The sequence below is a fragment of the Nodosilinea sp. P-1105 genome, assembly GCF_012911975.1.
GTDB lineage: Bacteria > Cyanobacteriota > Cyanobacteriia > Phormidesmidales > Phormidesmidaceae > Nodosilinea.
Genome location: NZ_SMDQ01000023.1, coordinates 50,061 through 75,012, shown reverse-complemented (window position 1 = coordinate 75,012; position 24,952 = coordinate 50,061). Strand labels below are relative to the sequence as shown.

Annotated in this window: 25 protein-coding genes and 1 pseudogene; 13 read left to right on the top strand and 13 right to left on the bottom strand. The window is 55.9% G+C overall.

What is annotated here, in order from left to right; genetic code table 11:
- Nucleotides 1-86 precede the first annotated feature (86 nt).
- Nucleotides 87-338 (bottom strand): pentapeptide repeat-containing protein, encoded by a 252-nt coding sequence (locus tag E1H13_RS12185; protein ID WP_169613685.1) that lies wholly within the window; start codon nucleotides 336-338, stop codon nucleotides 87-89.
- A gap of 136 nt (nucleotides 339-474) precedes the next feature.
- Between E1H13_RS12185 and E1H13_RS12180 the strand changes: the two genes are divergently transcribed.
- A complete protein-coding gene (locus E1H13_RS12180) occupies nucleotides 475-2,232 on the top strand; it encodes a hypothetical protein (RefSeq protein WP_169613684.1) in 1,758 nt (585 codons plus the stop codon).
- Entirely contained in the window at nucleotides 2,229-4,178 is a 1,950-nt protein-coding gene (locus tag E1H13_RS12175) for a DUF3685 domain-containing protein (RefSeq protein WP_169613683.1), read from the top strand. The genes E1H13_RS12180 and E1H13_RS12175 overlap by 4 nt, the downstream gene beginning before the upstream one ends.
- A gap of 134 nt (nucleotides 4,179-4,312) precedes the next feature.
- Here E1H13_RS12175 and E1H13_RS12170 read toward each other — a convergent pair whose 3' ends face one another.
- From E1H13_RS12170 to E1H13_RS12150, 5 genes are all read right to left on the bottom strand, one after another.
- A complete protein-coding gene (locus tag E1H13_RS12170; RefSeq protein WP_169613682.1) occupies nucleotides 4,313-4,480 on the bottom strand; it encodes a DUF1328 domain-containing protein in 168 nt (55 codons plus the stop codon).
- Nucleotides 4,481-4,671: 191 nt separating this feature from the next.
- On the bottom strand, nucleotides 4,672-5,469 hold the full coding sequence (locus E1H13_RS12165; RefSeq protein WP_169613681.1) for an alpha/beta hydrolase: 798 nt from the start codon (nucleotides 5,467-5,469) through the stop codon (nucleotides 4,672-4,674).
- Between the two features lie 44 nt (nucleotides 5,470-5,513).
- Nucleotides 5,514-5,969, bottom strand: coding sequence for an NUDIX hydrolase (locus tag E1H13_RS12160; protein ID WP_169613680.1), 456 nt, complete (start codon nucleotides 5,967-5,969; stop codon nucleotides 5,514-5,516).
- Nucleotides 5,970-5,984: 15 nt separating this feature from the next.
- Nucleotides 5,985-6,449 (bottom strand): thioredoxin-dependent thiol peroxidase, encoded by a 465-nt coding sequence (gene bcp / locus E1H13_RS12155; RefSeq protein ID WP_169613679.1) that lies wholly within the window; start codon nucleotides 6,447-6,449, stop codon nucleotides 5,985-5,987.
- Between the two features lie 255 nt (nucleotides 6,450-6,704).
- Nucleotides 6,705-7,478 (bottom strand): SDR family oxidoreductase, encoded by a 774-nt coding sequence (locus E1H13_RS12150; protein ID WP_169613678.1) that lies wholly within the window; start codon nucleotides 7,476-7,478, stop codon nucleotides 6,705-6,707.
- A 298-nt stretch (nucleotides 7,479-7,776) separates the two neighbouring features.
- Between E1H13_RS12150 and E1H13_RS12145 the strand changes: the two genes are divergently transcribed.
- Nucleotides 7,777-8,541 (top strand): phycobilisome rod-core linker polypeptide, encoded by a 765-nt coding sequence (locus E1H13_RS12145; RefSeq protein ID WP_169613677.1) that lies wholly within the window; start codon nucleotides 7,777-7,779, stop codon nucleotides 8,539-8,541.
- A gap of 163 nt (nucleotides 8,542-8,704) precedes the next feature.
- Here E1H13_RS12145 and E1H13_RS27950 read toward each other — a convergent pair whose 3' ends face one another.
- From E1H13_RS27950 to E1H13_RS12135, 3 genes are all read right to left on the bottom strand, one after another.
- Complete coding sequence (locus tag E1H13_RS27950; RefSeq protein ID WP_347404152.1) at nucleotides 8,705-8,830, bottom strand: GMC oxidoreductase; 126 nt, start codon at nucleotides 8,828-8,830, stop codon at nucleotides 8,705-8,707.
- Between the two features lie 14 nt (nucleotides 8,831-8,844).
- Entirely contained in the window at nucleotides 8,845-9,909 is a 1,065-nt protein-coding gene (gene mutY / locus E1H13_RS12140; RefSeq protein ID WP_347404151.1) for an A/G-specific adenine glycosylase, read from the bottom strand.
- A 207-nt stretch (nucleotides 9,910-10,116) separates the two neighbouring features.
- A complete protein-coding gene (locus E1H13_RS12135; protein WP_169613676.1) occupies nucleotides 10,117-10,464 on the bottom strand; it encodes a DUF760 domain-containing protein in 348 nt (115 codons plus the stop codon).
- Between the two features lie 332 nt (nucleotides 10,465-10,796).
- Between E1H13_RS12135 and egtB the strand changes: the two genes are divergently transcribed.
- From egtB to menB, 3 genes are all read left to right on the top strand, one after another.
- On the top strand, nucleotides 10,797-12,074 hold the full coding sequence (gene egtB / locus E1H13_RS12130; protein WP_169613675.1) for an ergothioneine biosynthesis protein EgtB: 1,278 nt from the start codon (nucleotides 10,797-10,799) through the stop codon (nucleotides 12,072-12,074).
- Between the two features lie 126 nt (nucleotides 12,075-12,200).
- Entirely contained in the window at nucleotides 12,201-13,178 is a 978-nt protein-coding gene (gene egtD, locus E1H13_RS12125; protein ID WP_169613674.1) for an L-histidine N(alpha)-methyltransferase, read from the top strand.
- A 128-nt stretch (nucleotides 13,179-13,306) separates the two neighbouring features.
- Nucleotides 13,307-14,140 carry a 1,4-dihydroxy-2-naphthoyl-CoA synthase gene (gene menB, locus E1H13_RS12120; RefSeq protein WP_169613673.1) on the top strand — a complete coding sequence of 278 codons (834 nt, stop codon included), beginning with the start codon at nucleotides 13,307-13,309 and terminating at the stop codon, nucleotides 14,138-14,140.
- A gap of 289 nt (nucleotides 14,141-14,429) precedes the next feature.
- Here menB and E1H13_RS27675 read toward each other — a convergent pair whose 3' ends face one another.
- The gene (locus tag E1H13_RS27675) at nucleotides 14,430-14,561 is read right to left on the bottom strand and encodes a hypothetical protein (RefSeq protein WP_256378517.1); all 132 of its coding nucleotides are present in this window, start codon (nucleotides 14,559-14,561) and stop codon (nucleotides 14,430-14,432) included.
- Nucleotides 14,562-14,740: 179 nt separating this feature from the next.
- Here E1H13_RS27675 and E1H13_RS12115 point away from each other — a divergent pair, with 179 nt between their 5' ends.
- The gene (locus tag E1H13_RS12115) at nucleotides 14,741-16,000 is read left to right on the top strand and encodes a metallophosphoesterase (RefSeq protein ID WP_169613672.1); all 1,260 of its coding nucleotides are present in this window, start codon (nucleotides 14,741-14,743) and stop codon (nucleotides 15,998-16,000) included.
- A gap of 217 nt (nucleotides 16,001-16,217) precedes the next feature.
- Complete coding sequence (gene rpsU / locus E1H13_RS12110) at nucleotides 16,218-16,394, top strand: 30S ribosomal protein S21 (protein WP_035985692.1); 177 nt, start codon at nucleotides 16,218-16,220, stop codon at nucleotides 16,392-16,394.
- Between the two features lie 481 nt (nucleotides 16,395-16,875).
- On the opposite strand, the gene E1H13_RS12105 is transcribed toward rpsU, so the two are convergent.
- Nucleotides 16,876-18,504, bottom strand: a complete 1,629-nt coding sequence (locus E1H13_RS12105; protein WP_278002510.1) for a CocE/NonD family hydrolase — start codon at nucleotides 18,502-18,504, stop codon at nucleotides 16,876-16,878.
- Between the two features lie 298 nt (nucleotides 18,505-18,802).
- Between E1H13_RS12105 and E1H13_RS12100 the strand changes: the two genes are divergently transcribed.
- From E1H13_RS12100 to E1H13_RS12090, 3 genes and pseudogenes are all read left to right on the top strand, one after another.
- Nucleotides 18,803-19,021, top strand: a complete 219-nt coding sequence (locus tag E1H13_RS12100; protein WP_169613671.1) for an NblA/ycf18 family protein — start codon at nucleotides 18,803-18,805, stop codon at nucleotides 19,019-19,021.
- A 191-nt stretch (nucleotides 19,022-19,212) separates the two neighbouring features.
- Nucleotides 19,213-19,795: pseudogene (locus E1H13_RS12095) on the top strand (IS607 family transposase).
- Nucleotides 19,782-20,201: a transposase gene (locus E1H13_RS12090; protein ID WP_169613670.1), complete on the top strand. Its 420-nt coding sequence runs from the start codon at nucleotides 19,782-19,784 to the stop codon at nucleotides 20,199-20,201. Before E1H13_RS12095 ends, E1H13_RS12090 begins: the two are co-directional and overlap by 14 nt.
- A gap of 209 nt (nucleotides 20,202-20,410) precedes the next feature.
- On the opposite strand, the gene E1H13_RS12085 is transcribed toward E1H13_RS12090, so the two are convergent.
- Nucleotides 20,411-20,866, bottom strand: a complete 456-nt coding sequence (locus E1H13_RS12085; RefSeq protein WP_240966600.1) for a YraN family protein — start codon at nucleotides 20,864-20,866, stop codon at nucleotides 20,411-20,413.
- 184 nt (nucleotides 20,867-21,050) lie between these two features.
- On the opposite strand from E1H13_RS12085, the gene E1H13_RS12080 reads away from it, so the two are divergent.
- Together E1H13_RS12080 and ybaK are read left to right on the top strand one after the other, a co-directional pair.
- Nucleotides 21,051-22,415 carry an NCS2 family permease gene (locus E1H13_RS12080; RefSeq protein WP_169613689.1) on the top strand — a complete coding sequence of 455 codons (1,365 nt, stop codon included), beginning with the start codon at nucleotides 21,051-21,053 and terminating at the stop codon, nucleotides 22,413-22,415.
- A 143-nt stretch (nucleotides 22,416-22,558) separates the two neighbouring features.
- The gene (gene ybaK / locus E1H13_RS12075; RefSeq protein WP_169613669.1) at nucleotides 22,559-23,032 is read left to right on the top strand and encodes a Cys-tRNA(Pro) deacylase; all 474 of its coding nucleotides are present in this window, start codon (nucleotides 22,559-22,561) and stop codon (nucleotides 23,030-23,032) included.
- A 224-nt stretch (nucleotides 23,033-23,256) separates the two neighbouring features.
- Here ybaK and E1H13_RS12070 read toward each other — a convergent pair whose 3' ends face one another.
- A complete protein-coding gene (locus E1H13_RS12070; RefSeq protein WP_169613668.1) occupies nucleotides 23,257-24,636 on the bottom strand; it encodes a hypothetical protein in 1,380 nt (459 codons plus the stop codon).
- Nucleotides 24,637-24,952 lie beyond the last annotated feature (316 nt).

Genomic DNA, 24,952 nt, shown 5'->3' with positions numbered 1-24,952 from the left:
CAGCAGGGGAATATCGTCAACCCGTTCTGTGATAACGGTTAGAGGAGTTTCCATAGCCCAAATCTAACCTAATTGGCCGACCTCACTCAAAAATGAGCGAACCGGGAGTGACTGAGGTTGGCCCTGGTCAGATCGGCGTCATCAAGTTGTGCCCCAGCCAGCACGGCTTGGCTCAAATCGCAGGCGATGCAACTGCGGCTGATCAGTAATTGTCGCAGTTGAGCTGTATCGGCAGCCTGGGCTACCCCGATCGCTAACGCCAGTCCCCATCCCCCTAGGCCAAGGAGCAGCCTGGGGAAGTGACGGGCAGAGGAGCTGAGATTTTGTGGGCAATACATAAGAATCTGAGTCCAAGTTGGTTGATTGCTTCTACAATGTGTCAGCATCTCCCCTGGGGGCGTTGAGGCTCTATACGACTATTCTATGGCGTCTACACCGGCAAACTCTAGTATCAGGTCACGGCAGTCTGCCCCGGTGGGGCCGCGACGCCAGTTTAATCCGTGGGAATGGGTCTGGTTGGGGCTGTGGGTGCTGCTGCTGACCGGTTCTGGTATCTTTTCTGGTTGGGCCTTGCTATGGTTGACTCGCATTCCACCCCTACCCGACTGTGAGCAAATTACCCCCTTTCATTCAGCCCGGGATTTGCTCTACTGCGCTGAGACCCAGGCCCGCAGTGGAGATCCCAATAGCCTGGTGCAATCGATGTTGCTAACGGCCAACTGGCCCAAAACCCACGCCAGTTACGATGACGCCCAAGAGATTCTAAAGGACTCCTCAGAGCAGCTTTTGGTGCTGGCGAATCGCTGGGCCCAGGCCGGTAAGTTAGAGGATGCAGTGCAGCTAGCAGGGGAGATTCCACTGCACACGCCGCTGCGCAAACCAGCTCAGGCGGTGATTTACGAATGGCGGGAAGACTGGTCCCAGGGTGAGGCTATCGAGGCGGAGCTTAAGGCCGCCCTAGCCACGCAACATTGGGATCTAGCCCGGGATCACTTACAGCAATTGCAGACGATTAAAAGTGACTACTGGGCCAATACGCGCCATCTCCATTGGCAGCGGCAAATGCAGGTGGAACAGCGGGCCTGGGAAAAATTGCAAACCGCTGAATCACTGGCGGCGTCAGGTCAGCCAGAGGAGTTGCACCAGGCGATCGCCTTAGCCCGTACCCTAGATTTACGCAGTCAGGTCTGGCTGACCGCTGAGCAACAGGTCGATCAGTGGAGCCAAACATTGGTGGACATTGGTCTGCAAATGTGGGACGAGGGAGAGCAAGACGCCGCGATCGCCCTGGTCAGCGTGGTACCCCCCGGGTCTAACTGGTCTGGTGCGGCCCAAGACTTACTCTCCCTCAGTTGGGCTCAGCATCTGGCCCAGGCGGCCCATACGGAACATGCCGGGCTCAGACCTCAGTACGGCGCTATGGTGCAGTTAATGGAGGCGATCGGGGCAGCCGAGCAACGGGGCCAAGCTAACCCAGCCAAGGCGATTCCTGGGTTAGCCTCCTGGCGACAGCAGTTGGCTGACCTGCGGCGGCTCCAGTTTGGGGCGATGGTGGCTAGTTTGGGGCAGCGGTTTACCTATCAATGGGCTATACACCAGGCGGAACAGGTGGAACTGGATCGCCCCCGACGGCTCCAGGGCCAAACGCTGATTGCCGAATGGCGCGGTAACATTGAGCGGATTGAAGACCGACCGACGTTGAGGCGGGCTAGGGCTCTGGCTCGGTCTGGTACAATTCCAGCTCTGGAAGCGGCGATCGCCCAGGCGGAAGAAGTTGAGCTTGGGCGTGCCCTGCGGATTGAAGCCCAAACCCTGGTAGCTGAATGGCGCAGTGAAATTCAAGTGATTGAAGACAGGCCCATCCTAGATGCGGCGGTTGCTCTAGCGGATCAGGGGGAACTGCGAGAGGCGATCGCCACTGCCCGGGACATTGCCCCGGGTCGCGCCCTACACAGTCGCGCCCAGGGGTTAATCGCCGACTGGACTACGACTATCCAGGTGGCCGAAGACCAACCGATTTTGGATGAGGCTAAAAATCTAGCCTATGCTGGTAGTCTAACAGCAGCCATTAACCTGGCGTCCCAGATTGCGCCTGGTCGTGCCCTGCACAGTGAAGCCCGGCGCGCGATCGCCCTTTGGCAGGCTGAACGGGCCTATATTTGGTCCATTTGGGAGGCCGAAGGTCGCACCACCCCGGCCAGTGGCAATGCCAACGCCTCAGAATCAGAATGACAGTTGCTGCTTTGCGTCTGATGCTCGTAGACGACGACCCCGTGTTTCGGCTGGGGTTACGCATTTGGCTAGAGCAATCGGCCAACTGCCAGGTGGTGGCGGAAGCCAGCCAGCCCAGCGAAGCCTTGGCGGTGCTCCAGAGTCGGGCCACCCAGGTAAGCGACGATCCTTGGACTGACGCCATGGAGAACCCACCGGCCCCAGCCGCCACGGTGGCCGATCTGGATCTGGTGATTTTGGACCTAGGACTGGGGGCTGGCGACCCTCAGCAATTGCCCGGCTTACAGCTTTGTGCCGAGATTAAAGCCCAATACCCCACCCTGCCGGTGCTGGTGCTGAGTGTGCAAACCGAGCCCGTGCTAGAGGCCGCCGCCCGCCAGATGGGGGCTGATAGTTTTGCCCCCCGCAGTCTGCCGGTGCGCGATCTGGGGCGATTAATTCAGCAGCTGGGGCGAGCCGCCACTGGCGATGCTGTGTCCTCCCCTGCGATCGGAACCATAGCAGGCCGCAACTACAGTGGAGCCCGGCAGGAGCCTGCATCAGGATCAATTCCAGGGCCGTTCACCGCCTTACGCATTAGCATGCGGCTGTCGTCGGTGCAGCAAATTGAAGCGACCATGGCCGCCATCACCGCCGAACTTCAGCAGCAACCGACGTCCCCTTTCACCCAGGCGGTACTGGCGGGGCGCTACCGAGAGCTAAAGGCCGCCCGCTGGTTAATGCGTCGCCTGTTGGCGACTCCCGGTTTCTCAGACCAGTGGCAGCCCACCGATCCCCGCTGGCGCACCCAGCCGTCCTGGGAAGCGCAGATTGAGGGCGGGCAAGCGGCTGACGCCCCAGGGTCAGACAGCCGAGCAATCGCCCCCTCGGGTGACGCCGCCCTAGCCAACGCCCCAAGCCCAGGCCACCGGGCTTTGACCGTAACCAGCCAAACCCAACTGGCACTGCGGCAGGGAGACCTGGCCAGCATCATCTTTGAGCGGGTGTTTCGCAAACTGCAAGGGCCGTTGACTAACCTCAGTTCGGTACCGCTTGAGATTGATATTTTGCGAGACGAGAAAAAACGTGAGCTGCTTTATCTAACCCTGCGTAAATTTGAAGACGCCCTGGATGACCTACGACGAGCGGCGGTTCCCCCCGGCCAACTGGCAGACAAAAGCCCAGTGATATTGCGGGATGTTTGGGAAGCGGCCATCACCGATTTTTTTGGCCGCTACTACACCCTCCAAATCAATCAGGCGGAGCAGTCAGTGGTGCCGACCCTACTGGCAGAGGTGGAGGTGGTGCAGGCCGCTATTCTTGATCAGATTCCCCTTGTGCCCATGGTGTTGGGACATCTGCTATTTAAAGAATCGATCATAGTGGACGGCAGTCCCTATGTGGCCTCTACCCCCGAAGCCCTGCAGCGCAGCCAAGCCTTGGTGGAGCATTTGTTAATTCAACTGGCCAATGGCGTGGTTCAGCCGATGCTGAATTGTTTTGCTGATGTGGAACTGCTGAAAAAAAGTCTCTACCAGCGTCGCATGATCACCAGTCGGGAGATTGAACGGTTCCGCAATGATCTTTCCTGGCGCTACCGCTGGGAGGGCTTGATTGGTGAACCTAGATCTATTTTTGAAAGCCAATATCGGCTGTTTGGGTTCACCAATCGGGGGATCTACACCCAAACCATCTATGCTCCCCGCCGTGACGAACTGGATCAATTGTCGGGGTTACAACGGACGGTAACCCTAGTGGTGGAGGCCCGAGACGCGATCGCCCCTCGGTTTCGGGCCGCTGTATCCTTCGTGGGCAGTGGCCTGGTGTATGTGTTAACCGATGTGATTGGCCGGGGCATTGGCCTGGTCGGTCGCGGCATCCTACGGGGTGTGGGCAGCGCCTGGCGTGATCCCCGCTACCGAACTGACAATCACGACAGCCAGCAAAGGGATGACTTTAGGCCCTAGAATAACCACGAGTACTGCCTAACAGCACTAGGGCCACCGTTGCTGAAAGGGTCAGGCCCTAGGGGACAGGTATCAGGGATGGTGGGCCAACTGATGCCGCCGAGTTCTAGGACTCGACAGCATCAACAACTCACCTATGCCGCACCACGCAGGAAGTTCATAATCAGCGATATAACAAAAATCGCTAAGAAGACATAGAACAGAATCTGGGCAATGCCAGCAGCCCCAGCAGCAACGCCACTAAAGCCAAAGAACGCCGCAATCAGGGCGATTACTAAAAAAATCAAAGCGTAACGCAGCATCAGACTCTCCTTGAGGGATGAAAAGGTAACGGGCCATCTGGCTGACAGCCCCACCGATAAGGGAGAGTGCTGACTAGCAAATTAGCCTATGCTGATTATGAAGAGTCAGATCAGGCTTAGAACCCATCAATGGGATGAGTCAGCTCTCTAGCCCTGGAGAGAGATAGGGGGATTACCGTTGCGTATGCTCTCTAGGGGCTGCTCTCTTTGGTCAGCCTGTGTAAACCAGCAGCGATCGCTTCCGGTAGAGTATTTTCTGCCCTTGGTTGGTGGTAGGCCTGGGGGGCCGCCTTTAAGAAGGCTTGGGTGCGCTGGGGGGCCATATCTTGATCGTGGCCAGGGTCTAGGACCACCACTGGGCTTTGGAGGTCAGCCAACTGATCTTGCACCAACTCTGATCGCAGTTCAGCCGAGCGACGCTGGAACAGCAATCGACGGGCAGCAGGAGCCCGATCCCACTGCCGTTGCCGCTGGCGTAAGGCTTTGAGCCGGGGATAGTGTAGCCCGCCGACCCCCCGAATTCCCCAGTTGAGTGGAGATAGAGGGGATGTTAGGGCGCGATCGCACCGCCACCGTCCTTGCCCCCCAACTGGCACCACCCCTTCTGGCTCTAAAATCACTAACCCCTGCACCTGATCGGGATACCCCAGGGCGTACTGCACCGCCACCCAAGCTCCTAAGGAGTGCCCCACCAGTAGGCACCGCCCCAGACGCAGGGCGGTGAGTAGACCATGCAAACTCTCGACTTCCACCGCGATCGCGTAGGGAACACTAGCCGCAGACGACTCCCCGAACCCCAGTAGGTCTGGGGCGACACAGTGATAGTTGGCCGCCAGATGGTGAATCCCAGGCAACCACTGGGTACTGTCAGCCCAAGTGCCGTGGAGCAAGACCACTGGCTGCCCCTGACCAACCTCATGCCAAAATATCGTGCCTAAAGGTAGCTTCAGACGGCTAGTGCGAACAGGGCGGGCAGAGGGGCGAGGCATCAGGTCTGGAGGAAAGGGTAAGGGATGGGGCGGGGCACAGGGTGTTAGTTCAAGACAGTCTTACCGGCCAGGTAATCCTGTAAATGCTGCCCGTGGTCATGGGACAAATTATCCCAGGGCAGGGCGTCCACCGAAAAGACCCGGGCATCCAAAATTTCCTTGGGGTCGGCCGCATACGGTGTACCCTGCACCCGTACCGCCATTGCCACACACACCGAGTGAAACCGGGGGTCGCGCCCCACCTGAGAGTAAAGCCCCACTAGGCGCTCCACCGCCACTAGGTCTACTCCAGCTTCTTCCTTTAACTCTCGGGCTGCGGCTGTGGTAACCGTTTCTCCCCAGTCCACAATCCCGCCGGGTAAGCTCCAACGGTTATTGTCGCGGCGCAACACCAGCACCAAGGTGCCATCGGGCAGAATCGGAATCACACAGGTACCCAGAATCGGACGCCGCAGCAATAGCCCCAGCAGAGTACCCAGGGCATTTTTAAAGTAGGCCATAAAAGCTAGGGGCAATTATAGGGTGTCCAGATCCGCTAGTACCGTTTCAGCGTGGGTCTCGGCCTTAACTTTGGCGTAGATTTTCTCCAGGGTGCCGTCAGCACCAATAATAAAGGTACTGCGGGTAATCCCCATATATTCTTTACCCATAAACTTTTTCAGGCCATACACCCCATAGCGACTGGCCACCTCTCCCCCCTCGTCCACTAGCAGCGGGAAGGGCAGATTGTACTTGCTAATAAACTTGCCATGGGATTTGGCATCATCGGTGCTAACCCCTAGTACCACGACGTCTTTATCTTGGTAGGCGGTATAGTGGTCGCGAAAGCCACAGGCTTCTTTGGTGCAACCCGGGGTATTGTCTCGGGGGTAAAAGTACAGCACCACCCGCTGACCCTTCAGGTCCGCCAGGCTATAGGTATTTCCGTCTGCATCGGGCAGGCTAAAGTCAGGGGCAGGGTCGCCAACAGAGAGGGACATAACAGATAAAGCGCAAAACTCCTTCGCTATTGTATCCCCAGGTGAAGCCCTAGAAGGTACTACAGATCCCAGGGTTCTACTTAGGGATGTCTGGGAACTCACGGTGAATACGTCTAAGAACCCTGGGATCTTGACGGACCGTATCAATACCCGAGTGGTCTGCGGCAGAAATGACTCACCTACTTCCGTCAGCCCAAACCGCTGTTTAGAGCGAGATTTCCTTTCTGCCTTTTGCCTTCTTAGGCGATTTCTGTACTAATCTGACCGGCGATGGACCAGGGTCGAGGACGATTGGTCGGTGGGCATTAGAAAGATTTCACTGATGGTGACATGGGGGGGCCGGGTCAGGGCAAACTGAATGGCGTCGGCGACATCGTCAGGGGTGAGCGGGGTCATGCCTTGGTAAACCGACTTTGCCCGCTGGCGATCGCCCCGAAAGCGCACCTCACTAAACTCCGTTTCCACTAAGCCCGGCTCAATGTTGGTGACACGCACTGGCGTCCCTAGTAAATCTAGCTTTAGACCTTCCGACAGGGCCTTAACGGCGGCTTTGGTGGCACAGTACACACTGCCCCCTGGATAGGTCTGACGACCAGCAATGGACCCCACGTTCACCACATGGCCCCGGCCCCGCTGCACCATCCCTGGAACTACCGCCCGGGTGACATATAGCAAGCCCTTAATGTTGGTATCAATCATCTCTTCCCAATCTTGGAGAGGAGCCTCGTATTGCTTATCCAGCCCTCGGCTGAGGCCAGCATTGTTAATCAGCCCGTCAATGGTTTGCCAGTCTGCCGGTAAAGCAGCAATGGCAGCCTTGACCATATCCGGCTGGCAGACATCTAGAGGCAATAGCCATGTATCTGTAGTAGAAGGCAGGGCTTGGATGAGGGCATTGAGCTTATCCTGGCGACGGGCCGCTAAAATTAACCGTGCTCCAGCCTCGGCTAACTGCCGCGCACAGGCGGCCCCAATGCCACTACTGGCTCCGGTGATTAGCACGGTCTGGTTGGTCATCGCCATGGCCATGGGCAATCGTCTCCTTTCATCTCGCTTGGGGTTACAAGCCCCTGATTTCCTTATGGTAATGCCATGGGCCCAGGGCTCAAGGGTGGAGATGGTAGCTGGCTGACATGATGCCTGCCAGGATGCCAGAGAGAAAAAGGGGCGATCGCGGTCTATCATAAGTCAACCCAGCCCAAGCCAGTCTCTTACGGGAATGTTAAGGACTATGTTGATTTCCTTAACTGGCTCAGGTTGCAGGCAGGCATTCCCGTATGATCATTCCAAAGTTTGTAAATTTTCCTAAGATTCTGGAGATTCAAACGTGTCTCTTCCGTTATTAAGTTATACCCCGTCCAGCCAAAACCAACGGGTCGCTTCCTTTGACGTCGGTAGCGATCGCCAGCCCAGAAATTTCTCAACCGACGATCTGTTCAGCGGCTCCGACATGGATGCCTTGATCGAGGCGGCCTATCGTCAGATGTTCTTCCATGCCTTTAAATGGGACCGCGAACCCTTCCTGGAATCTCAGTTGCGCAACGGTCAAATTACCGTCCGTGACTTCATCCGTGGATTGGCCCTTTCGTATACGTTTTACAGCAGCTTCTACGAAAAGAACAGCAACTACAAGTTTGTTGAACACTGCGTCCAGAAAATCCTGGGTCGTGAGGTCTACAACGAGCGTGAAAAAATTGCCTGGTCTATTGTTGTTGTTAACAAAGGCATCCAGGGCTTTGTTGATGAGCTGCTAGACAGCGAAGAATACCTCACTAACTTTGGCTATAACACGGTGCCTTACCAACGGCGTCGGGTGCTGCCAGGTAAATCTGAGGGCGATCTGCCGATTCATATTAAGAACCCCCGCTACGATGCCTACCATCGTAATCAGTTGGGCTTCCCTCAAATTGTTTGGCAGTCTCAGGTCAAGCGGTTTGTGCCCCAAGACAAGCAGGCCAGGGCAGGCAACCCCAGCCTCTTCCTATCCATGGCCCGCAGCATTGGTGCCTCTGGCGCTGCCCCATCCCGGGTATCCACTGGGGACATTAACATCGCCACTGCTGTGCCTTACCGCAAAATCTACGGCGATTAACTAATAAGCCAGTCCTGTTTGTGTATTCCAGCCGTAAGGGTGTGTCGCTTGTCGCCTCCCCTTGCGGTTTTTTATTGATCTAAACCAAATTTAAGTCCAGACCTGGAGTTCTGCCTGTGGGAAAACTCCAGATCCCGAGCTGGACTTGGTGTAGTTTCTGACCTTAAGTCATAATCTCCTGCAAATGCTCGGCCAACCGTATCGCCAAGGCTACCAAGGTCAAGGTAGGGTTTGCCGCTGGGGACGGTAGAAACACCGACAAATCGCAAGCATAGAGATTGTCATAAATTCTGCCCGCCGAGACTAGCTTTGACCGTGTTCTCGGAGGGCGGCGATGATTTGGCTATTGGCTTTGGGAAAGGGATAGTCGTCAATGGTTGCGAGGGTGACCCAGCGAATTTCGTCACACTCAATCGGCTGCGGCTCGCCCCTGAGGTGGGTGCAGTGGTACACATTCAGGGTGACTTTGAAATGGGAATAGGCATGGGTGACCGTACAGAGGCGATCGCCCACGGCAATCTCAATCCCGAGTTCTTCAGCAATTTCTCGCCGAATACAGGCTTCGATGGTTTCTTCAGGCTCAATCTTGCCCCCGGGAAATTCCCAGAGCCCCCCCAGCAGTCCCTCCTGCTTGCGGCGGTCAATCAAAATTTCTTGCTGGTCATTCCAAATGACTGCAACACCTATTTGCTTATGGGGTAAGGGGCCTTTAGTTTCTGACATGGGCAGCTCCGACTGAACATTCAGATTATAGGCCCGGCAGTGCCGTTGCCAGGGACAGCGATCGCAGGCTGGCTGACGACGGGTACACAGGGTTGCCCCTAAATCCATTAGCGCTTGGTTAAAGTCGCGAGGGTTTTGGCGGTCAAGTAGTCCCTCAGAAATCTGCCACAGCTGATTGAGCGCTTTAGCGGGGGGTACTGGCAAAGCGACCAGGCGAGCCAGTACCCGCTTCACATTGCCGTCTAGGATGGCATAAGGCAGGTTAAAAGCAGCACTGAGAATGCCCCCGGCGGTAGTTTTACCAATGCCCGGTAGGGCGGTGATGGCCACGAAGTCGGCGGGAATTTGCCCCTGGTGCTGATCCATGATTTGCTGGGCGGCCCGGTGCAGGTTACGGGCTCGGGCATAGTAGCCCAATCCTTCCCAGGCTTTCAGCACCGTTTGTTGATCAGCGGCAGCCAGATCTGCCACCGTCGGGAGCTGCTGTAACCAACGCTGGTAGTAAGGGATTACTGTTTTTACCTGGGTCTGTTGCAACATCATTTCTGATACCCAGATGGCATAGGGGTCGTCGATGTGGCGCCAGGGAAGTTGGCGACCCTGATCCCGATACCAGGCCAGTAGACTGGACCGCAGGCTGTCCACTAAAAAATCCGGCCAGGGCTCTAGGGGCTTGGCCGGATCGAGAGAGAAGACGGGCGGGTAGAGAGCCGCGAAGGTATAGCTTGCAGCTCCATCCCGCAGGCGATCGCAATTGACAGTGGCCGCCTGTTCAGGAATGATTTGCCCCAGGAAGGGCGGTGTTTGATTATCACTCACTCAGAACGTAGGCGCTCACTCAGAACTAAGGGCTTACTCAGAGTCAGGAGTTGACTCAACAGACATCAGGGAATGCTCGAAGGCCATACGTTGCTCGGCCCCCCGCAGAAAATATCCGCTCATCATCGCAGAGGCTAAGAGGCGCCCCAGGTTTTCACGGTTGGTAGTAATTTCCACATCAAAGTGCTGCGAGGGCAGCCCACCCAAGAGGCCAATGATGTTGTGTTCCATCATTTGCTGCACTTCAGCCGAAGCTGGGCTAGACAGATGGGCGATGGTTTCGGGACTCATGGCATGGACATACTGCATCAAAGAGTTAGCCCCATCAGCATTTTTAAACCCGCTGAATAGGTCTGGAGTTTTGCCGGAAGAGTTGCTCACAACGGATACCTCGCTTGGCTAGCAGTAACAATGCGATCGCCTGGGCTAAACAGATTTGTGAATAGGTCTAGTGTTCCCCCGAGGGGATAGAACGTCACACATCATCCAATTTACTCGTAGGTTTTCCTTTAGCCCATGTGCTTAAGGTAACAGGGAACAGGCCAGACCTGATTCCGTAGAACCGAACTGGGGGTGGAGGGGTTATGCCCAATGACGGTTTTTATCGGGACGATCACCCGGCAGAATTAGCCATGGGTTAAGTCTGCCACCCTGTTAAGTCTGCCACACTACTTAATAATAGAGTTACCCAGATAGTTCACGTTATAGCCCCCATGACACTTTCTCCTCCGGCTGACCGGTCGGCTACCGCCAAGTTGCATGACCAGTACCAGGCCGTGCGTAGTCTCAGCGAAACCCTCTGCCAGCCCCTAGCGATCGAAGACTACGGTATCCAGGCTATGGCCGATGTCAGTCCGCCCAAGTGGCACTTGGCCCATACTACCTGGTTCTTTGAAACCTTTTTGCTGCTGCCTTATCTGCCCGCCTATCAAGCGTTTCATCCCACCTATAACTATTTGTTCAATTCCTATTACGAGGCGGTGGGAGAGCGGCATCCACGCCCTCAGCGGGGCCTGTTATCGCGGCCTACGGTGGACCAAGTTTACCAGTATCGTGCCCATGTGGATCAGGCGATGGCCGCCCTACTACAGCAGCAGGGTGATCAGTCCCCAGTGGCGGCGTTAACCATCCTGGGGCTGCACCACGAGCAACAGCACCAAGAGCTGTTATTGACAGATTTGAAATACAATCTGGCTCAAAATCCCCTGCGCCCTGCTTACCGTCAGGATCTACCCCAGGCTATGGCTAACCCTGGCCCCCTCAAATTTGTGGAATTTTCTGGTGGGCTGCACACCATCGGTCACCAGGGGGAGGGATTGGCAGCCGATGAGTTTAGCTTCGATAACGAAGGTCCAGCCCATCAGGTGTATCTACAGGACTTTGCCCTGGCCAACCGATTAGTCACCAATGGCGAATATTTAGCGTTTATGGAGGCGGGAGGCTACCAAACCCCCAGTTATTGGCTAGCGGAAGGCTGGGCAACCATACAAGACCAGGGGTGGCAAGCCCCCCTTTACTGGGAACAGCAGGATGGTCAATGGTGGATCATGACCTTGGCTGGTTTGCAGCCCCTAGGGATCGATCAACCCGTGACCCATCTCAGTTACTTTGAGGCCGATGCCTTTGCCCAGTGGTATGGATGCCGCTTGCCGACGGAAGCGGAATGGGAAGTGGCCACCCGCGACGTACCCCCTCAGGGGAATTTACTGGCAGCTGACTACTTGCATCCCCAACCCGCTGCCGGGATTGAACCCCTAGAGCAACTCTATGGCGACACCTGGGAATGGACCCAAAGCGCCTATTTGCCCTATCCGGGATTTCGCCCTGCGGCCGGGGCAGTGGGAGAATATAACGGCAAGTTTATGTGTAGCCAAATGGTGCTAAGGGGGGGATCCTGTGTTACCCCACCAGGGCACATTCGCCCCACCTACCGTAATTTCTTTCCGCCCAGTGCTCGCTGGCAGTTCAGCGGTATTCGCCTGGCCACCTGACCTGCGACCTAGGCCAGCATAGGGGGACTGGTTACCCTATTCCTTGGCCGCTGCCGCTGCTGATGATCCACTGATCCAGTTCTGCCCGTTCTGATTGTATTTGTATGCCGTTACGTTTGTACTCTTATGCCCGCAAGTTCTAGTTTTCAGACCCAGCGTTTTCCCGTCAAATTATATGATTTTCATCCCCCCATTGACGATTTTCGCAGTGCCGTCGTGGAAGGGCTAAGCCTACCGCAAAAGACGATTTCTCCCAAGTTTCTCTACGACAAGCGCGGGTCTGAGTTGTTTGACGCCATCTGTGGCTTACCGGAGTATTATCTGACCCGTAGCGAAATGGCCATTTTACAGACCCATGCCGCCGCGATCGCCGCTAGCTTAGGAAACCGCACCCTGGTGGAACTGGGCAGCGGCAGCAGTCAAAAAGTGCGGATTTTACTGCAAGCAGCCCCTCAAATTACGACCTATGTGGGGGTGGATATCTCTCGCCAGCACCTACAGGAAGCTTGCCAGGCCCTAACCCAGGACTTTGCCGGGTTAGGGGCGATCGCCATCTGCGCTGACTACACCCAACCCTTACCCATCGACAGCGTTCCAGAACTCCGGGACCAAGCCACCGTCGGCTTTTTCCCGGGGTCATCCATTGGCAACCTGGAACCGGCTGAAGCCGTGGCCTTTCTAAAAACCATCTCGGTGCTGGGGGATTTGGTGATTGGGGTTGACCTGAAAAAATCTGCCCAGGTTCTCGAACCCGCCTATGACGACGCCCAGGGGGTCTCCGCCGCCTTTGCCCTTAACCTGCTGGAACGCATCAACCGAGAGTTGGACGCCGACTTTGATCTAGACCAGTTTACCTACCGGGCTCACTACAACCCTGATGCTGGCCGGATTGAAATGGCGATCGTCAGCCTCAGGGATCAAACTGTACAGTTAGGAGATATCCCCATTCCCTTCCAAACCGGGGAAACCCTGCGCACGGAGCACTCCTACAAGTACACCATCGACGAGTTTCAGCTGCTAGCCATGGAAGCCGGGTTCAAGCCCGTCCAGGTGTGGACTGACCCTGACCAGTTGTTTAGCCTCCACCATTTACAGCAGCTTTAGAGTGCTCCAGCCATGCGCTATGCAACGCCATTCCTGTGGGCCAGGCAGCCCCGGCTTGCCCATGAAAAAATCAACCCCTACCCAATATATGAGAGGCTAGAAACCACTGTTCAATGGACATGTGCCCCATGCAGGTTGCCTGGCAAGACGTAAAGCCCTACGACGACATCATCTACCAAAAGGCTGATGGTATAGCCAAAATCACCATCAATCGGCCCCATAAGCGCAATGCCTTTCGGCCCAAAACCGTGGCAGAGCTCTATGACGCTTTTGCCAACGCCCGTGAGGATAGCCGGATTGGGGTGGTGCTGCTGACTGGTGCTGGTCCCCACACCGACGGTAAATATGCCTTTTGTTCTGGGGGCGACCAGAGTGTACGAGGCCAGGGGGGGTATATGGATGATACTGGTGTGCCCCGCCTGAATGTCCTGGACCTGCAACGGCTGATTCGCTCGATGCCGAAAGTGGTGATCGCCCTGGTGGCGGGCTATGCCATCGGTGGCGGTCATGTGTTGCACGTGGTCTGCGACTTGACCATTGCCGCCGACAACGCCATCTTTGGCCAAACCGGCCCCAAAGTCGGCAGTTTTGACGGTGGGTTTGGGGCCAGCTATCTGGCTCGCCTGGTGGGGCAAAAGAAAGCTCGGGAAATTTGGTACCTGTGTCGTCAGTACAGCGCCCAGGAAGCCCTGGATATGGGCTTAGTTAACTGTGTCGTCCCTGTGGATCAGCTAGAAGCGACAGGGGTGCAGTGGGCCCAAGAAATTTTGCAAAAAAGCCCGATTGCCATTCGCTGCCTCAAGGCCGCCTTTAACGCCGACTGCGATGGCCAGGCTGGGCTCCAAGAGCTGGCTGGGAATGCCACCCTGCTTTACTACATGACCGAAGAAGGAGCCGAGGGTAAACAGGCATTCTTGGAAAAACGCTCCCCTGATTTCCGTCAGTACCCCTGGCTGCCTTAGCTGGCAGGGTTTACAGCTCACGGCTTTCGGTTTACGGTTCACGGTTCACGGTTCACGGCTGGCCATAAACTCCAGTTGGAGGACAGAGTCCTTACGGTTTACGGTTCACGGCTTTCGGTTTACGGCTGGCCATACACTCCGTTTGTAGGACAGCGTTCTAGTGCAGCGTCAAGACTAAAAAATAGGGTCCCCGTAGGTTGGGTGAAACGTAGTGGAACCCAACAACAGTAAGCCTTGTTGGGTTCTGCTGGCGCGCCACCCAACCTACAAATTTAGAATTGACAGACCACTACCGCTGTTGCTCCCAAAAGTTAAGCTGCTGGCGAATGCCATCCCGCTCTTCTAAACTGGCATAGCGCAGTTGATGGCGCAGTTCTTTGATCACTTGACGACGGCGGGTGCCGGAAATTTGGCGATCCATACAACTTCCTCGTAAACTGTAGCGATAACTACAGTTTACCAGTGCAACTCGGGGCATCTGGCCTTGATTACAAATCTTTGGGTGGACGGATAGCCGATAGCCACAGCCACTGATTCGATTTTGATCACAGTAGGCAAATCATAGGTTAAGTTTGTGCGTGTGGTTAGTTCCAAACATTCATGGGTTCCAAGCGTTTTCTGACTGGCATTGGTCTTGGTTTAATTCTCAGCCTTTGTCTGGCCTGCACTCACCAGGTCTTAATGGCTGGGTCGATGGCGGCACCTGGGGAGGTGGCTGTTTCCCAGCCTGTCGCTGGGCAATCTGACCAGCAACAGGCAGAGGATGCTGTGGCTGAATTGCCCGCCGCCACCCAGGCTATTTTGGCGGCGGCGGCACCGCACGGGGTGGTTAATCCGCCTCGCAAAGATGTGCGCCTGGCGATCATTAGTGATTTAAATAGTGCCTATGGCTCCACTCACTACGAACCCGAAGTGAGCAAAGGCCTTAACCTGCTGCCCTACTGGCAGCCTGATTTGGTGATTTGCGGCGGCGATATGGTGGCTGGGCAAAAAAACAGCCTCACCGCTGACCAAATTCGGGCCATGTGGGCTGCGTTTGATCGGGAGGTGGCGGCTCCTTTGCGGCAGCAGCAACTGCCTTTCGGGTTTACCATGGGTAACCACGATGGCTCTGCCGCTCGGGGGGCGAACGGCCAGTTTACCTTTCAACTCGATCGCGATCTGGCTACCGCCTATTGGACTGATCCCAACCATGACCCAGGGCTCACCTTCATCGATCGCTACGACTTTCCCTTCTATTACACCTTTGAGTACGGTGATATTTTCTTCATGGTGTGGGATGGCTCCTCCCATCGGATTCCAGAGGACAAGTTGGCCTGGGTAGAGCGATCGCTGGCGAGCGATCGCGCCCAAACAGCCAAAGCCCGCATGTTAATCAGCCATTTACCCCTCTATGGCATCGCCATCGGGCGCGACAGACCAGGGGAGGTGATGGCCAATCCCGACCAACTGCGGGCCATGCTAGAGCGCTACAACGTTCACACCTACATCAGTGGCCATCAGCATGCCTACTACCCCGGCCATCGGGGTAACTTGCAACTGCTACACACCGGTATTTTGGGGGCTGGTCCTAGGGCACTGATTGCGGGCGATCGCGCCCCCTGGAAAGGCCTAACCATCGTCGACATCGATTTTGCCGATCCTGACCTGACGACCTACACCACTTACAACATTCAAACCCTGGAAACTGTAGATGATGAAGCGCTCCCCCGCTCCCTGAGAGGGCATAATGGCACCGTCTTCCGGCGAGATGTGGCTGAGCCCACGGGGCAGGGGCAACCATTATGCTCTCGGGCGGCGGGCAATGGAGTCTGCACCGATGCGATCAGGGCCATTGGCCCTAAGATTTATGCCGCCTAGGTGTCAGGACGGGTTTTGTGGTAGCCTATACGGTGTAGGTGGGCAAAATTGCCCTCTATTTTGCTGTCTGCACAGATTTGCCTAGGATTATGGGAGGTGGCTCAAAACATCCTGGGGCGACATCTAAAGCTTTTTGGCAGGCCAAACAGGCCTGAAGGTTACAGTTGTTGTAGTTCTTTATTGCTGACATTATCAAGGGAGAAAGAAGCGATTCAGTATGACTCAAGTCGTAGTAGGTGAAAACGAAGGCATTGAATCAGCCCTGCGGCGCTTTAAGCGTCAGGTCTCTAAGGCAGGTATTTTTTCAGAAGTGAAGCGTCGTCGCCACTTCGAGACGCCCCAAGAGAAGCGCAAGCGCAAAGCTGTGGCTCGACGCAAGAAGCGCTACCGTTAAAGGCTCAGTTGCTTGAAGGCTTTCCACTAGGGTGCCCGCTGAAGTGAAGCACGTCCAGTGCTTGGTGGCGTTGAAGCGAGTAACCTTAAGCTCGTAGCCTCTTGGTAGGGCAGAGACATGAATAATGTCTCTGCCCTACTTGTGTTTAGTGGTCCGTCAAGACTAAACATTAGGGTAAGCGCTTTACAAAAGCCTTTGATCTTCAGGGAGGTTGCTTCAACACATCAGGACCTTTCATCCCCTCCCACGGAGGGGTGCCCGGAGGGCGGGGTGGGTTCCCTCGGGCTTGCTTGACCCACCCCTACCCACTTCGACAAGTTGCCCCTCCGGGGCCGCTACGCGCTAGCGAAGCCATGCCGCAGGCTACACAGCGCAGGCCTCCAAAGGAGGGGATTTCGGACCTCGATGTCACCAAATCTCTACATCTGCTAACCCTAAATCCAAAACTTGACACTGCACTAGTTTATTTGGGCGTGTTCCCCTAAGCAGCATAGCGTAGTCCTAAACTCACCCCTGATGGCCAGTCTCTGCCGTGGCAAACCCGCAGGGTGACAATCCGGTAATCAATCTGGGCGACATCCCCTACCGGTTGGCCAGTGCCGCTGTTCACCGGGTATGCCGGAAACCCAGAGGCGGCCAGGCTCAGCCGTAACCTGTGGCCGACGGGCAGGGTAAAGCTGGTGGGATGCAGGGGCAGCCTCAGGGGCTGGTCCCGCTGTTTATCGGTCTGCTCGAACCGCCCATAGCCCTGGGTCAAGCTAATCACCCGATCAGCCGTATCCACCTGAGAGAGCACGGCACTGAGGTCAAAGCTGGGGGCATCCACCTCGACATATAACTGCAACACTGGGATGCCGATCACGGTCCAGGGCTGAGTTAGGAGTTCGGTGGTGTAGGTGAGCACATCGCTGCGGCCATCGATGGCACATCGCTCAAACGGACCGGGGGGCAGGCCGCTATGGCCCCCCAATGAAGGCACCGGTCGCCAGGGATCGTGGACAATCACGTCCTGGCCGACTGCAGCATTGGGTTCGGTGGTTAGGCAACCATCATCCTGGTGCATCCCCGCCAGGCCAGTACTGCTCAGAAATAGAGATGTGGGGGGCACTTCGGGCCATCGCTCAAAGGCCTGCCACTGGTTATCGCCGATCACAAACAGGTGCACTGGTGGTTCAGCCAATAGCCCGGTATCTCGCTCTTGTAGAACCTGATCAAACCAGCGAATTTGCAGCCGATCAATCGGGCTCTCGGCTTCGAGGCCAAAGTCCAGCGCCCCCAGTCGCCGACTCCAGGGAATGTGACCCCAGGGACCAATCCATAGGTGTTGAGGGGTCGTGGTTTGGCGGACCATCTGCTGGTACAGGCGCAGGTCTCCCCGCAGGTAAGGATCGAACCAGCCACCGATGTGTAGCATGGGCAGGTCCACGGTGGAAAGGTCGGGGGTGCGCGATCGCCAGTAGACATCTCCCGGGGGGTGCTCCAACCAGTCATGGAAAAAAGAGTCGGGGGCCAACTCTTGTAGCACCTGGGGCCGAGCTGGCATCGCCCCAGTCAGGGGCAAGGTATGGCCAGCGTTGTACAGGGCTTGATAGGCCGAACGGTCTCCCTGTCGGCGGGCGGTTTCTGCCGCCAGTTGAAACGCCCAACCCAGACCCGCTTGCAACAGTAGCGCCCCATTTTCGTAGGCCCAATCGTGGTAGAGGTCGTAGCCCACCATAGCTGGAGCCACGGTTTTGAGGGGGGCTGGGCGCTTGGCCGCCGCAAATAACTGGGTCATCCCCTGGTAAGAAAAGCCGTACATGCCCACCTGGCCGTTGCTCTGGGGCAGGTCAGCGGCCCACAGGACCGTGGCATAGCCGTCGTCTGCCTCGTGGCGAAACAGATCAAACTCTCCACCGGACGTGCCCCGGCCCCGCACGTCCTGAATCGCGACGATGTACCCATGGCTGGCATACCAACTGGGGTGGGCATAGACCACGGTGGAGGCGATCGCCCGCCCATAAGGCTGCCGCATTAGTAATACTGGAAAAGGGCCATCCCCATCGGGATAGTAAACGTCGGCATCTAGCGCGATCGCCCCCTGCTCCTGGTCGGCCAAGGTCAGGGTCATCTTTCGTTTGGGCAACACAGAATAGGTGTTCATTTAGCCCCTCCCCTGGGCCAGTGAGCCAGCCTCTTTCTGCCCGTCACTCAATAGCCTACAACGCTACCAAAATGCAAGCTACCCGGTTGAGAGGCTTTTGAGCGCCTAAAGATCTAGTGAAAGGCTGAAGAACGGCAGAGCAGGCCAGACTAGAGCAACACACTTCAGAGGTGCTACCACAAAATAAGGGTCTCGATGTCATATATTCAATAAAACGTTACACTAAATTAGTATGACGTTACGATAGCTAAAGGAAATACCCCATATGGATATTCGCAACCAACTGCCTTTAGAACAGCAGTTTGAGCTTCAGGTCTTTGAAACCCAGGTTCAAAACCTCTCCCAGGCAGACGCTCAGGCGCTTCTTGTTCAGCTGCGAGAGGCCATGTTGTATCAGACCACCACTTTCCGTGAAATTCTGAAAGAGGCCTGGGGCATTGGCAAAGACGTTGATATTACTTCAGCCGCGCTCGTAGAAGAGTAGTTCGTTCAGGTTGAACACATGATTGTATATGACCAAGTGAGACAACCCACCTGAATGCGGTTATTGCATTGGGAGCATTCATCTGTCAGGTTTGTGGGCATTTATCACCTGATAACCCTGATAGCATTTTGGGTATCGCAAAACTTCATTCATTTCCTAGACAAATATAGACAGCATGGTACACTTGTGCCATAAAACTTTCTGATTACGCCGCTCATCTTGGGGTGTCTTACAAAACTGCTCAACACGGTGTGGAATCGCAACGCGATTCCGCACCGTGTTGAGCAGTTGAGTACGGGTACCATCATCGTCCACCTCAGGGAAGGCGAGTCCGACTCTGGTGTGCGAGCGGCAATCTATGCGCGGGTTTCGTCGGCGGAGAACAAAAAGAACCTTGAGGCGCAGGCTGAAAGGTTGGTTCAGTACGCCACGGCGAAGGGCTACCAGACGGTTGTCGTTGTGAAGGAGGTGGGGAGTGGGCTGAATGACCAGCGCAGAAAGCTAGACGCATTGCTGAGGCGAGATGGCTACGACATCTTAATTGTTGAGCACTCAGACCGGCTAGCCCGGTTTGGGGTTCGCTATATTGCAGCACTGTTAGAGCGCAATGGTTTGAAGCTAGAAGTTGTTAATACAGCCGACAATCAGCGAGACGAATTGATGCAAGACCTGGTTGCTATCGTGACCAGTTTTGCGGCTCGACTATACGGTCAGCGCAGGGCAAAACGCAAAACAGAAGCGATTGTGAAGGAGCTTCAAGATGCAGCTAGTTGACCGTCATGTTATCCGCAAGACCAGCCCGTTTTGGGCAGAGATCGATGATCTGGCTTTCCGGTCCAAGAATCTATTCAATTACGCCAACTACCAGATTCGTCAGCGATTCATCTTTCAGCGTGAGTACCTGAACTACAACTACATGGCAGCAGCGCTGAAAGATTCGCCCGACTACAAGGCGCTGCCCGCTAAGGTGAGCCAGCAAATCTTGATGCGCCTAGATGAGTCGTGGCGGTCATTCTTTGCGGCCATCAAGGAATGGAGCATCCACCCAGAAAAGTTTCTGGGTCGTCCTAAGCTGCCCCGGTACAAGGACAAGGAGAAAGGCCGCAATGTACTTACCTACACGATTCAGGCCATCAGCCAGAAGTGGCTGAAGCAGGAGAGTGATCTGATTTTTGTGTAAGTTCCAGTTCTGGGAACGAGAAATCAAGGGTTCTAGCCTGATTGAGCACGACTTTCTGAACACCTTCGAGTGATGAAGCCCTCGACCGCCTTTCCATAAGGGCTTGACTTCTGCCTCTTTTCCTTAACCTGTCACCAATGCCTGACACCTGATACCCGACACCTCCCCACCGTCCCCATCCTCCCCACCTTTTCACCTCTTCACCTCCCCTACCGCCCCGGCACATCAAAGGCACAGTCAATATAGTCCTGCAACACCAGGTAACGACCATCGGCCAAATCTAGGTAGCGGTTGGGGTCGCCGCTGGTGGGGATTGCACCTCGGCGGCAGGCCACCAGGGCCACATCGAAGCGACAGGTGGCGTCGGCCCACTGGGGTTGCTTTAGCAGGTAGAGTTGGGCGGCTTTCCACAGCTTGGCCTGCTTGCTGCGGGTAATGGCCATCAGACCATCGGCATCCCAGTTACCCTGACTGCGAGTTTTCACCTCCACAAAGGTCAGGTGGCCGCTGCTACCAGCGGGGCCGCAGGCCATCACCAGGTCTAACTCTCCCCAACGGCAGTGCCACTGTCGCGCCAGTGGCTGCCAACCTTGCGCCAGCAGCCACTGGGCTACCAGGTCCTCTCCGCTGGTACCCAACTCTCCTTTGGTCATGGGTTCTGCCATTGGCCGACTCCAATTCCACCTATAGATGATTGCTCTAGAATGCCCAAGGATGTAACAGAGTGCTTCAAGATCAGGGCATTTGTATCGTTTACAACAGACCAAACCGGTGGGATCGCGTGAACTAAGCTCTGTGTTGTTTGTGCGTCGTTTACCAGGAGCTCCCGTGACCCAACAGACTGAACAAATGCCCCAGTCACCGCCTGAGCAAGGTTTTGGGGGCAAGGTTGCTGATTTTTTTGATTTCGATGGCCTGAAGACTAGTTTCCGCACTGAGACCCTGGCCGGGGTGACCACGTTTGTCACCATGGCCTACATTTTGATCGTGAATCCTGGCATTTTGTCGGAGGCGGTGTTTCTCACCGAGTCAGGGGATCTGTTTGGGGAGTTGGTGGTGGCAACCGGGGTATCGGCCGCCCTGGCAACACTGATTATGGGGCTGTACGCGAAGCTGCCCTTTGCCCTGGCCCCGGGGATGGGCATTAACGCCTACTTTGCTTTTACGGTGGTACTGGGCCTGGGCATTGATTGGCGGGTGGCCCTGGCCGCTGTCTTCATCGAAGGGATTATCTTCATTTTGATGACGGTGACCAACCTGCGCAGTAAAATTGTGGCGGCCATTCCCGATGCGGTGAAGCACGCTACCACAGCGGGTATTGGTTTGTTTATTGCCTACATTGCCCTAAAGGGTGCCGGTATCATTGCTCCCTCGGAGGCCACCTTCACCACCCTAGGGGACCTGCGGGCTCCCTCTGCTGCCATGGCCCTGTTGGGGTTGGCGATTACCTCGGCCCTGTTTGCTCGGCGAGTGACGGGGGCGCTGCTGTGGGGCATCTTGGGTACGGCCATTCTGTCTTGGATTTTTGGCGTGGCCGCCTGGCCTAGTGGGTTGATGGGGATACCTCAGCCCCCCACTGATTTGTTTGGCCAAGCCTTTGTGGGCCTGGGGGAGCTGATTGCCACCAATTTCTGGGAGATGATCAGCATCGTATTTGTGTTCCTGTTTGTGGATTTGTTTGACACCATTGGTACCCTGACTGGGTTAGGGGCCAAGGCTGGCTACATCAAAGAAGATGGCAGTTTCCCTGGGGCAGAAAAGGCGTTTATGGCTGACGCTGTGGGTACCACCGCCGGAGCCGTGTTGGGCACCTCTACGGTGACCACCTACATCGAGTCGGCTTCGGGGATTTCAGAAGGGGGCCGCAGTGGCTTTACCGCTGTAGTGGCGGCGGCGCTGTTTTTCGCCTCTATCTTTTTCATTCCCTTCTTGCAGGGAATTCCCCCCTTCGCAACGGCCCCAGCTCTGGTGATTGTCGGGGTGCTGATGATGTCGGCGGCTAAGTTTATCGATTGGGAAGATCCGGCAGCGGCGATCGCGGCGTTTTTGACCATTATCATGATGCCGTTATCCTTCTCCATTGCAGAAGGACTGGCCATGGGTCTGATTGCCTACCCAGTGATCAAGGCCTTTCAGGGCAAGCTGAATGAAACCAGCATCGGCATGTGGATTTTGGCGGCTATCTTTATCCTGCGCTACATCTTTGTGGCCTAGGCATCTTAGTCGTGCAGGGAGTCTCGGCTAGAGAATTTCTTGGTCTACTCGCTGAGACCGTATGACATTCAACCTCCATCTCATTTATTAGGCCGCTGCACAGCGATGTGCAGCGGCTTTTGTCTTCAAATCTAGCTCAGTCCATGAAAACCAACGCAGCCCGTATCCTCGATCGCCTGCAACTGCCATACCAGCTACTCCACTATGAGGTCGATGCCGATGACCTGGCAGCGGACAGCACCGCTAGTAAGCTAGGGTTGCCCCCAGCCCAGGTGTTTAAAACCCTGGTGGCTCAGGGCGATCGCCAGGGGATTTGCCTGGCGGTCATTCCCGGTGACACCCAGTTAGATTTAAAGGCATTTGCGGCGCTGACCGGCGATCGCAAAATTGAAACCGTCCCACTCAAAGCCGTACAGCCCCTCACCGGCTACATTCGCGGCGGCGTCACCGCCCTGGGCACTAAAAAGCCCTACCCTGTGTACGTGGATGAGTCCATCCTCACCTTTGACACCATTGCCGTATCAGCAGGCAAGCGCGGGCTGATGCTATGGCTGGCCCCCCAAGACTACTTGACCGCTACCAGTGGCCAAATCGGGCGCCTTTGCCGTCGGCACTAACGAGTTCTCAACCAAAGTCCAGTCCAGACCTGGCGTTCTGCCTGTGGAAAAACTCCAGATCCCAAGCTGGACCTGGGCAATCTCTGGATCACAAAATACCCTCTTAGGATAAGCAACGTTTGCGTGCCCATCGCTCGATAGCTTATGGGCACGGGCAAGGCCCTTTGTCCATCCTACACATAGGGAAAATCTTTCCTAGAGATCACCTTGGTATTAGCCTCTCGTTAACGGGCGGGACGCCAGACAATTTCTAAGCCATGGGGATCAGAGGCAGAGACCTCTCTGCCGTCGTCGAGGGTGACCCGATTCGGGTTGTCTTCCATGGGCAGTAGATTGCGTTCCGGCCATTCAAAAGACTGACAGTCAGCCGCCATATCCAGGATGGCCACCCCAGGGGTGCGCTCGGGATTCTGCAGGCTGCCAATGGCGGTTAGTGGCTTTGGCCCCCGCAAGCTGACATACATCTTGTTGTTGGCGGCCCAGGCTAAATCAGGTTTGGGGTCTGGGCTAAAGGGACGGCCCATGGGCAGGGTCGAGACCACTTCATTGGTCTCTAAGTCAATGATATTGACATCGTTGCTGACCCGCATAAAGGTCCAAACCCAGGGTTTGCCATCCTGGTCGCGACAAATTTCGGAGCCATGGGTGTCATCCCCAGGCAGCTCGATGGTGACTGGGTCGGGGAAGGTAGGGCGCTGGCTGGTATCGAACACAAACAGGAAGTCATCTCCCCCCTGGGCGCCACTTTCTCCATTGGTCAGCATGATGTCTTCGTCATCCAGCGGGAACGCCCCACAACCAATACCAGGGACTTGATCCGCCGGGTAAATGTGGTCCACGGTCATCGGGGTAGACCCATCCCCAGAGCCTGTGCCGACCACCGCGACCCCCCCTCCAGCCAGGGTGACATAGGCGTGCTGGCTATCAGCCGTAAAGTTGTGGCAAATGGGGACGACACTTTCAGTGCCCACCTGATCGGCGTAGGGACGCAGGTTTAAGGTTTCAACCAACTCGAACTGGTTGTTGTCGTAGTCGGTGGCAATCTTGTGCAGGGCATTGCCAGCCATGTCCGCCACAATCACCATACTGTTGTCGGGGGTGGCAAAGGCAGCATGGGCCTGTACAGTGCCGATGCCACCAGCATCGACCACATTCACACAGCCGACGATGTCGCGAGTCTCCACGTCAAAGAAGTGGATATCGCCGGAAGCGACGTTAGCGACAATCACATGGGTCGGGTAGGGCTGACCGTGGTTGACCAGCGACATGTGAGGACGCTTGGCCACCGGGCACCCTGCGGCGATCGCGGCGTCAGCCAGGTCATACACCTCTGGGGCAACAGCCGCTGGATCTGCCGCTTGCTGGGCTCCCGCCGGGGCTCTCAAAGCTGGCCCACTCCAGATATACAGCAGACCACCGCCATCAGCATGGGTATCGGCCTGGTCTAAGGCCCACACCTCATAGTTAGATCCAGGTGGTCCTGGGGCCGCAGTTGTGGTCTCAGCCTGGGCTGGAGTTCCATAGCTCATCGACTCAGGAATACTGCACGCGGCCAGGCCTAAGGTAAACCCAATGGTCCCAGCCAGAACAAGTTGACGCCTCATCACAAACCTCTAAGTACAAGTCTCTCTGCCATAAACGCTAAAGTGCTTGACCAGCAAAGCCTAGACAGCCCGCATCCTGTCTTTCAACCCTTGGCCAGCACTAACCATAGGGGGAAGTAGGGGGCTAAACCCCGAAAACCCGATCAAGATACAGGGGTTTTTAAGGTTACAAAAAACTCCCACAGTTTGGTAGATCCTGCAAGGATTTTTATTAAAACGTACGGATCCAATATGCTCTGTTTGAAGAGTTAGGAGCTTAGAAACGTTGCCAATTCAACAGATAGACCTGGCCGCTTCCAGCTGACATCCACAGGCT

Excerpts from the sequence above, each read along its gene's own strand:
- E1H13_RS12185 (WP_169613685.1), bottom strand. The coding sequence starts at position 338 with ATGTATTGCCCACAAAATCTCAGCTCCTCTGCCCGTCACTTCCCCAGG.
- E1H13_RS12175 (WP_169613683.1), top strand. The coding sequence starts at position 2,229 with ATGACAGTTGCTGCTTTGCGTCTGATGCTCGTAGACGACGACCCCGTG.
- E1H13_RS12170 (WP_169613682.1), bottom strand. The coding sequence starts at position 4,480 with ATGCTGCGTTACGCTTTGATTTTTTTAGTAATCGCCCTGATTGCGGCG.
- E1H13_RS12165 (WP_169613681.1), bottom strand. The coding sequence starts at position 5,469 with ATGCCTCGCCCCTCTGCCCGCCCTGTTCGCACTAGCCGTCTGAAGCTA.
- E1H13_RS12160 (WP_169613680.1), bottom strand. The coding sequence starts at position 5,969 with ATGGCCTACTTTAAAAATGCCCTGGGTACTCTGCTGGGGCTATTGCTG.
- bcp (WP_169613679.1), bottom strand. The coding sequence starts at position 6,449 with ATGTCCCTCTCTGTTGGCGACCCTGCCCCTGACTTTAGCCTGCCCGAT.
- E1H13_RS12150 (WP_169613678.1), bottom strand. The coding sequence starts at position 7,478 with ATGGCCATGGCGATGACCAACCAGACCGTGCTAATCACCGGAGCCAGT.
- egtB (WP_169613675.1), top strand. The coding sequence starts at position 10,797 with ATGACACTTTCTCCTCCGGCTGACCGGTCGGCTACCGCCAAGTTGCAT.
- egtD (WP_169613674.1), top strand. The coding sequence starts at position 12,201 with ATGCCCGCAAGTTCTAGTTTTCAGACCCAGCGTTTTCCCGTCAAATTA.
- menB (WP_169613673.1), top strand. The coding sequence starts at position 13,307 with ATGCAGGTTGCCTGGCAAGACGTAAAGCCCTACGACGACATCATCTAC.
- E1H13_RS27675 (WP_256378517.1), bottom strand. The coding sequence starts at position 14,561 with ATGGATCGCCAAATTTCCGGCACCCGCCGTCGTCAAGTGATCAAAGAA.
- E1H13_RS12115 (WP_169613672.1), top strand. The coding sequence starts at position 14,741 with ATGGGTTCCAAGCGTTTTCTGACTGGCATTGGTCTTGGTTTAATTCTC.
- rpsU (WP_035985692.1), top strand. The coding sequence starts at position 16,218 with ATGACTCAAGTCGTAGTAGGTGAAAACGAAGGCATTGAATCAGCCCTG.
- E1H13_RS12105 (WP_278002510.1), bottom strand. The coding sequence starts at position 18,504 with ATGACCCTGACCTTGGCCGACCAGGAGCAGGGGGCGATCGCGCTAGAT.
- E1H13_RS12100 (WP_169613671.1), top strand. The coding sequence starts at position 18,803 with ATGGATATTCGCAACCAACTGCCTTTAGAACAGCAGTTTGAGCTTCAG.
- E1H13_RS12090 (WP_169613670.1), top strand. The coding sequence starts at position 19,782 with ATGCAGCTAGTTGACCGTCATGTTATCCGCAAGACCAGCCCGTTTTGG.
- E1H13_RS12085 (WP_240966600.1), bottom strand. The coding sequence starts at position 20,866 with ATGGCAGAACCCATGACCAAAGGAGAGTTGGGTACCAGCGGAGAGGAC.
- E1H13_RS12080 (WP_169613689.1), top strand. The coding sequence starts at position 21,051 with ATGCCCCAGTCACCGCCTGAGCAAGGTTTTGGGGGCAAGGTTGCTGAT.
- ybaK (WP_169613669.1), top strand. The coding sequence starts at position 22,559 with ATGAAAACCAACGCAGCCCGTATCCTCGATCGCCTGCAACTGCCATAC.
- E1H13_RS12070 (WP_169613668.1), bottom strand. The coding sequence starts at position 24,636 with ATGAGGCGTCAACTTGTTCTGGCTGGGACCATTGGGTTTACCTTAGGC.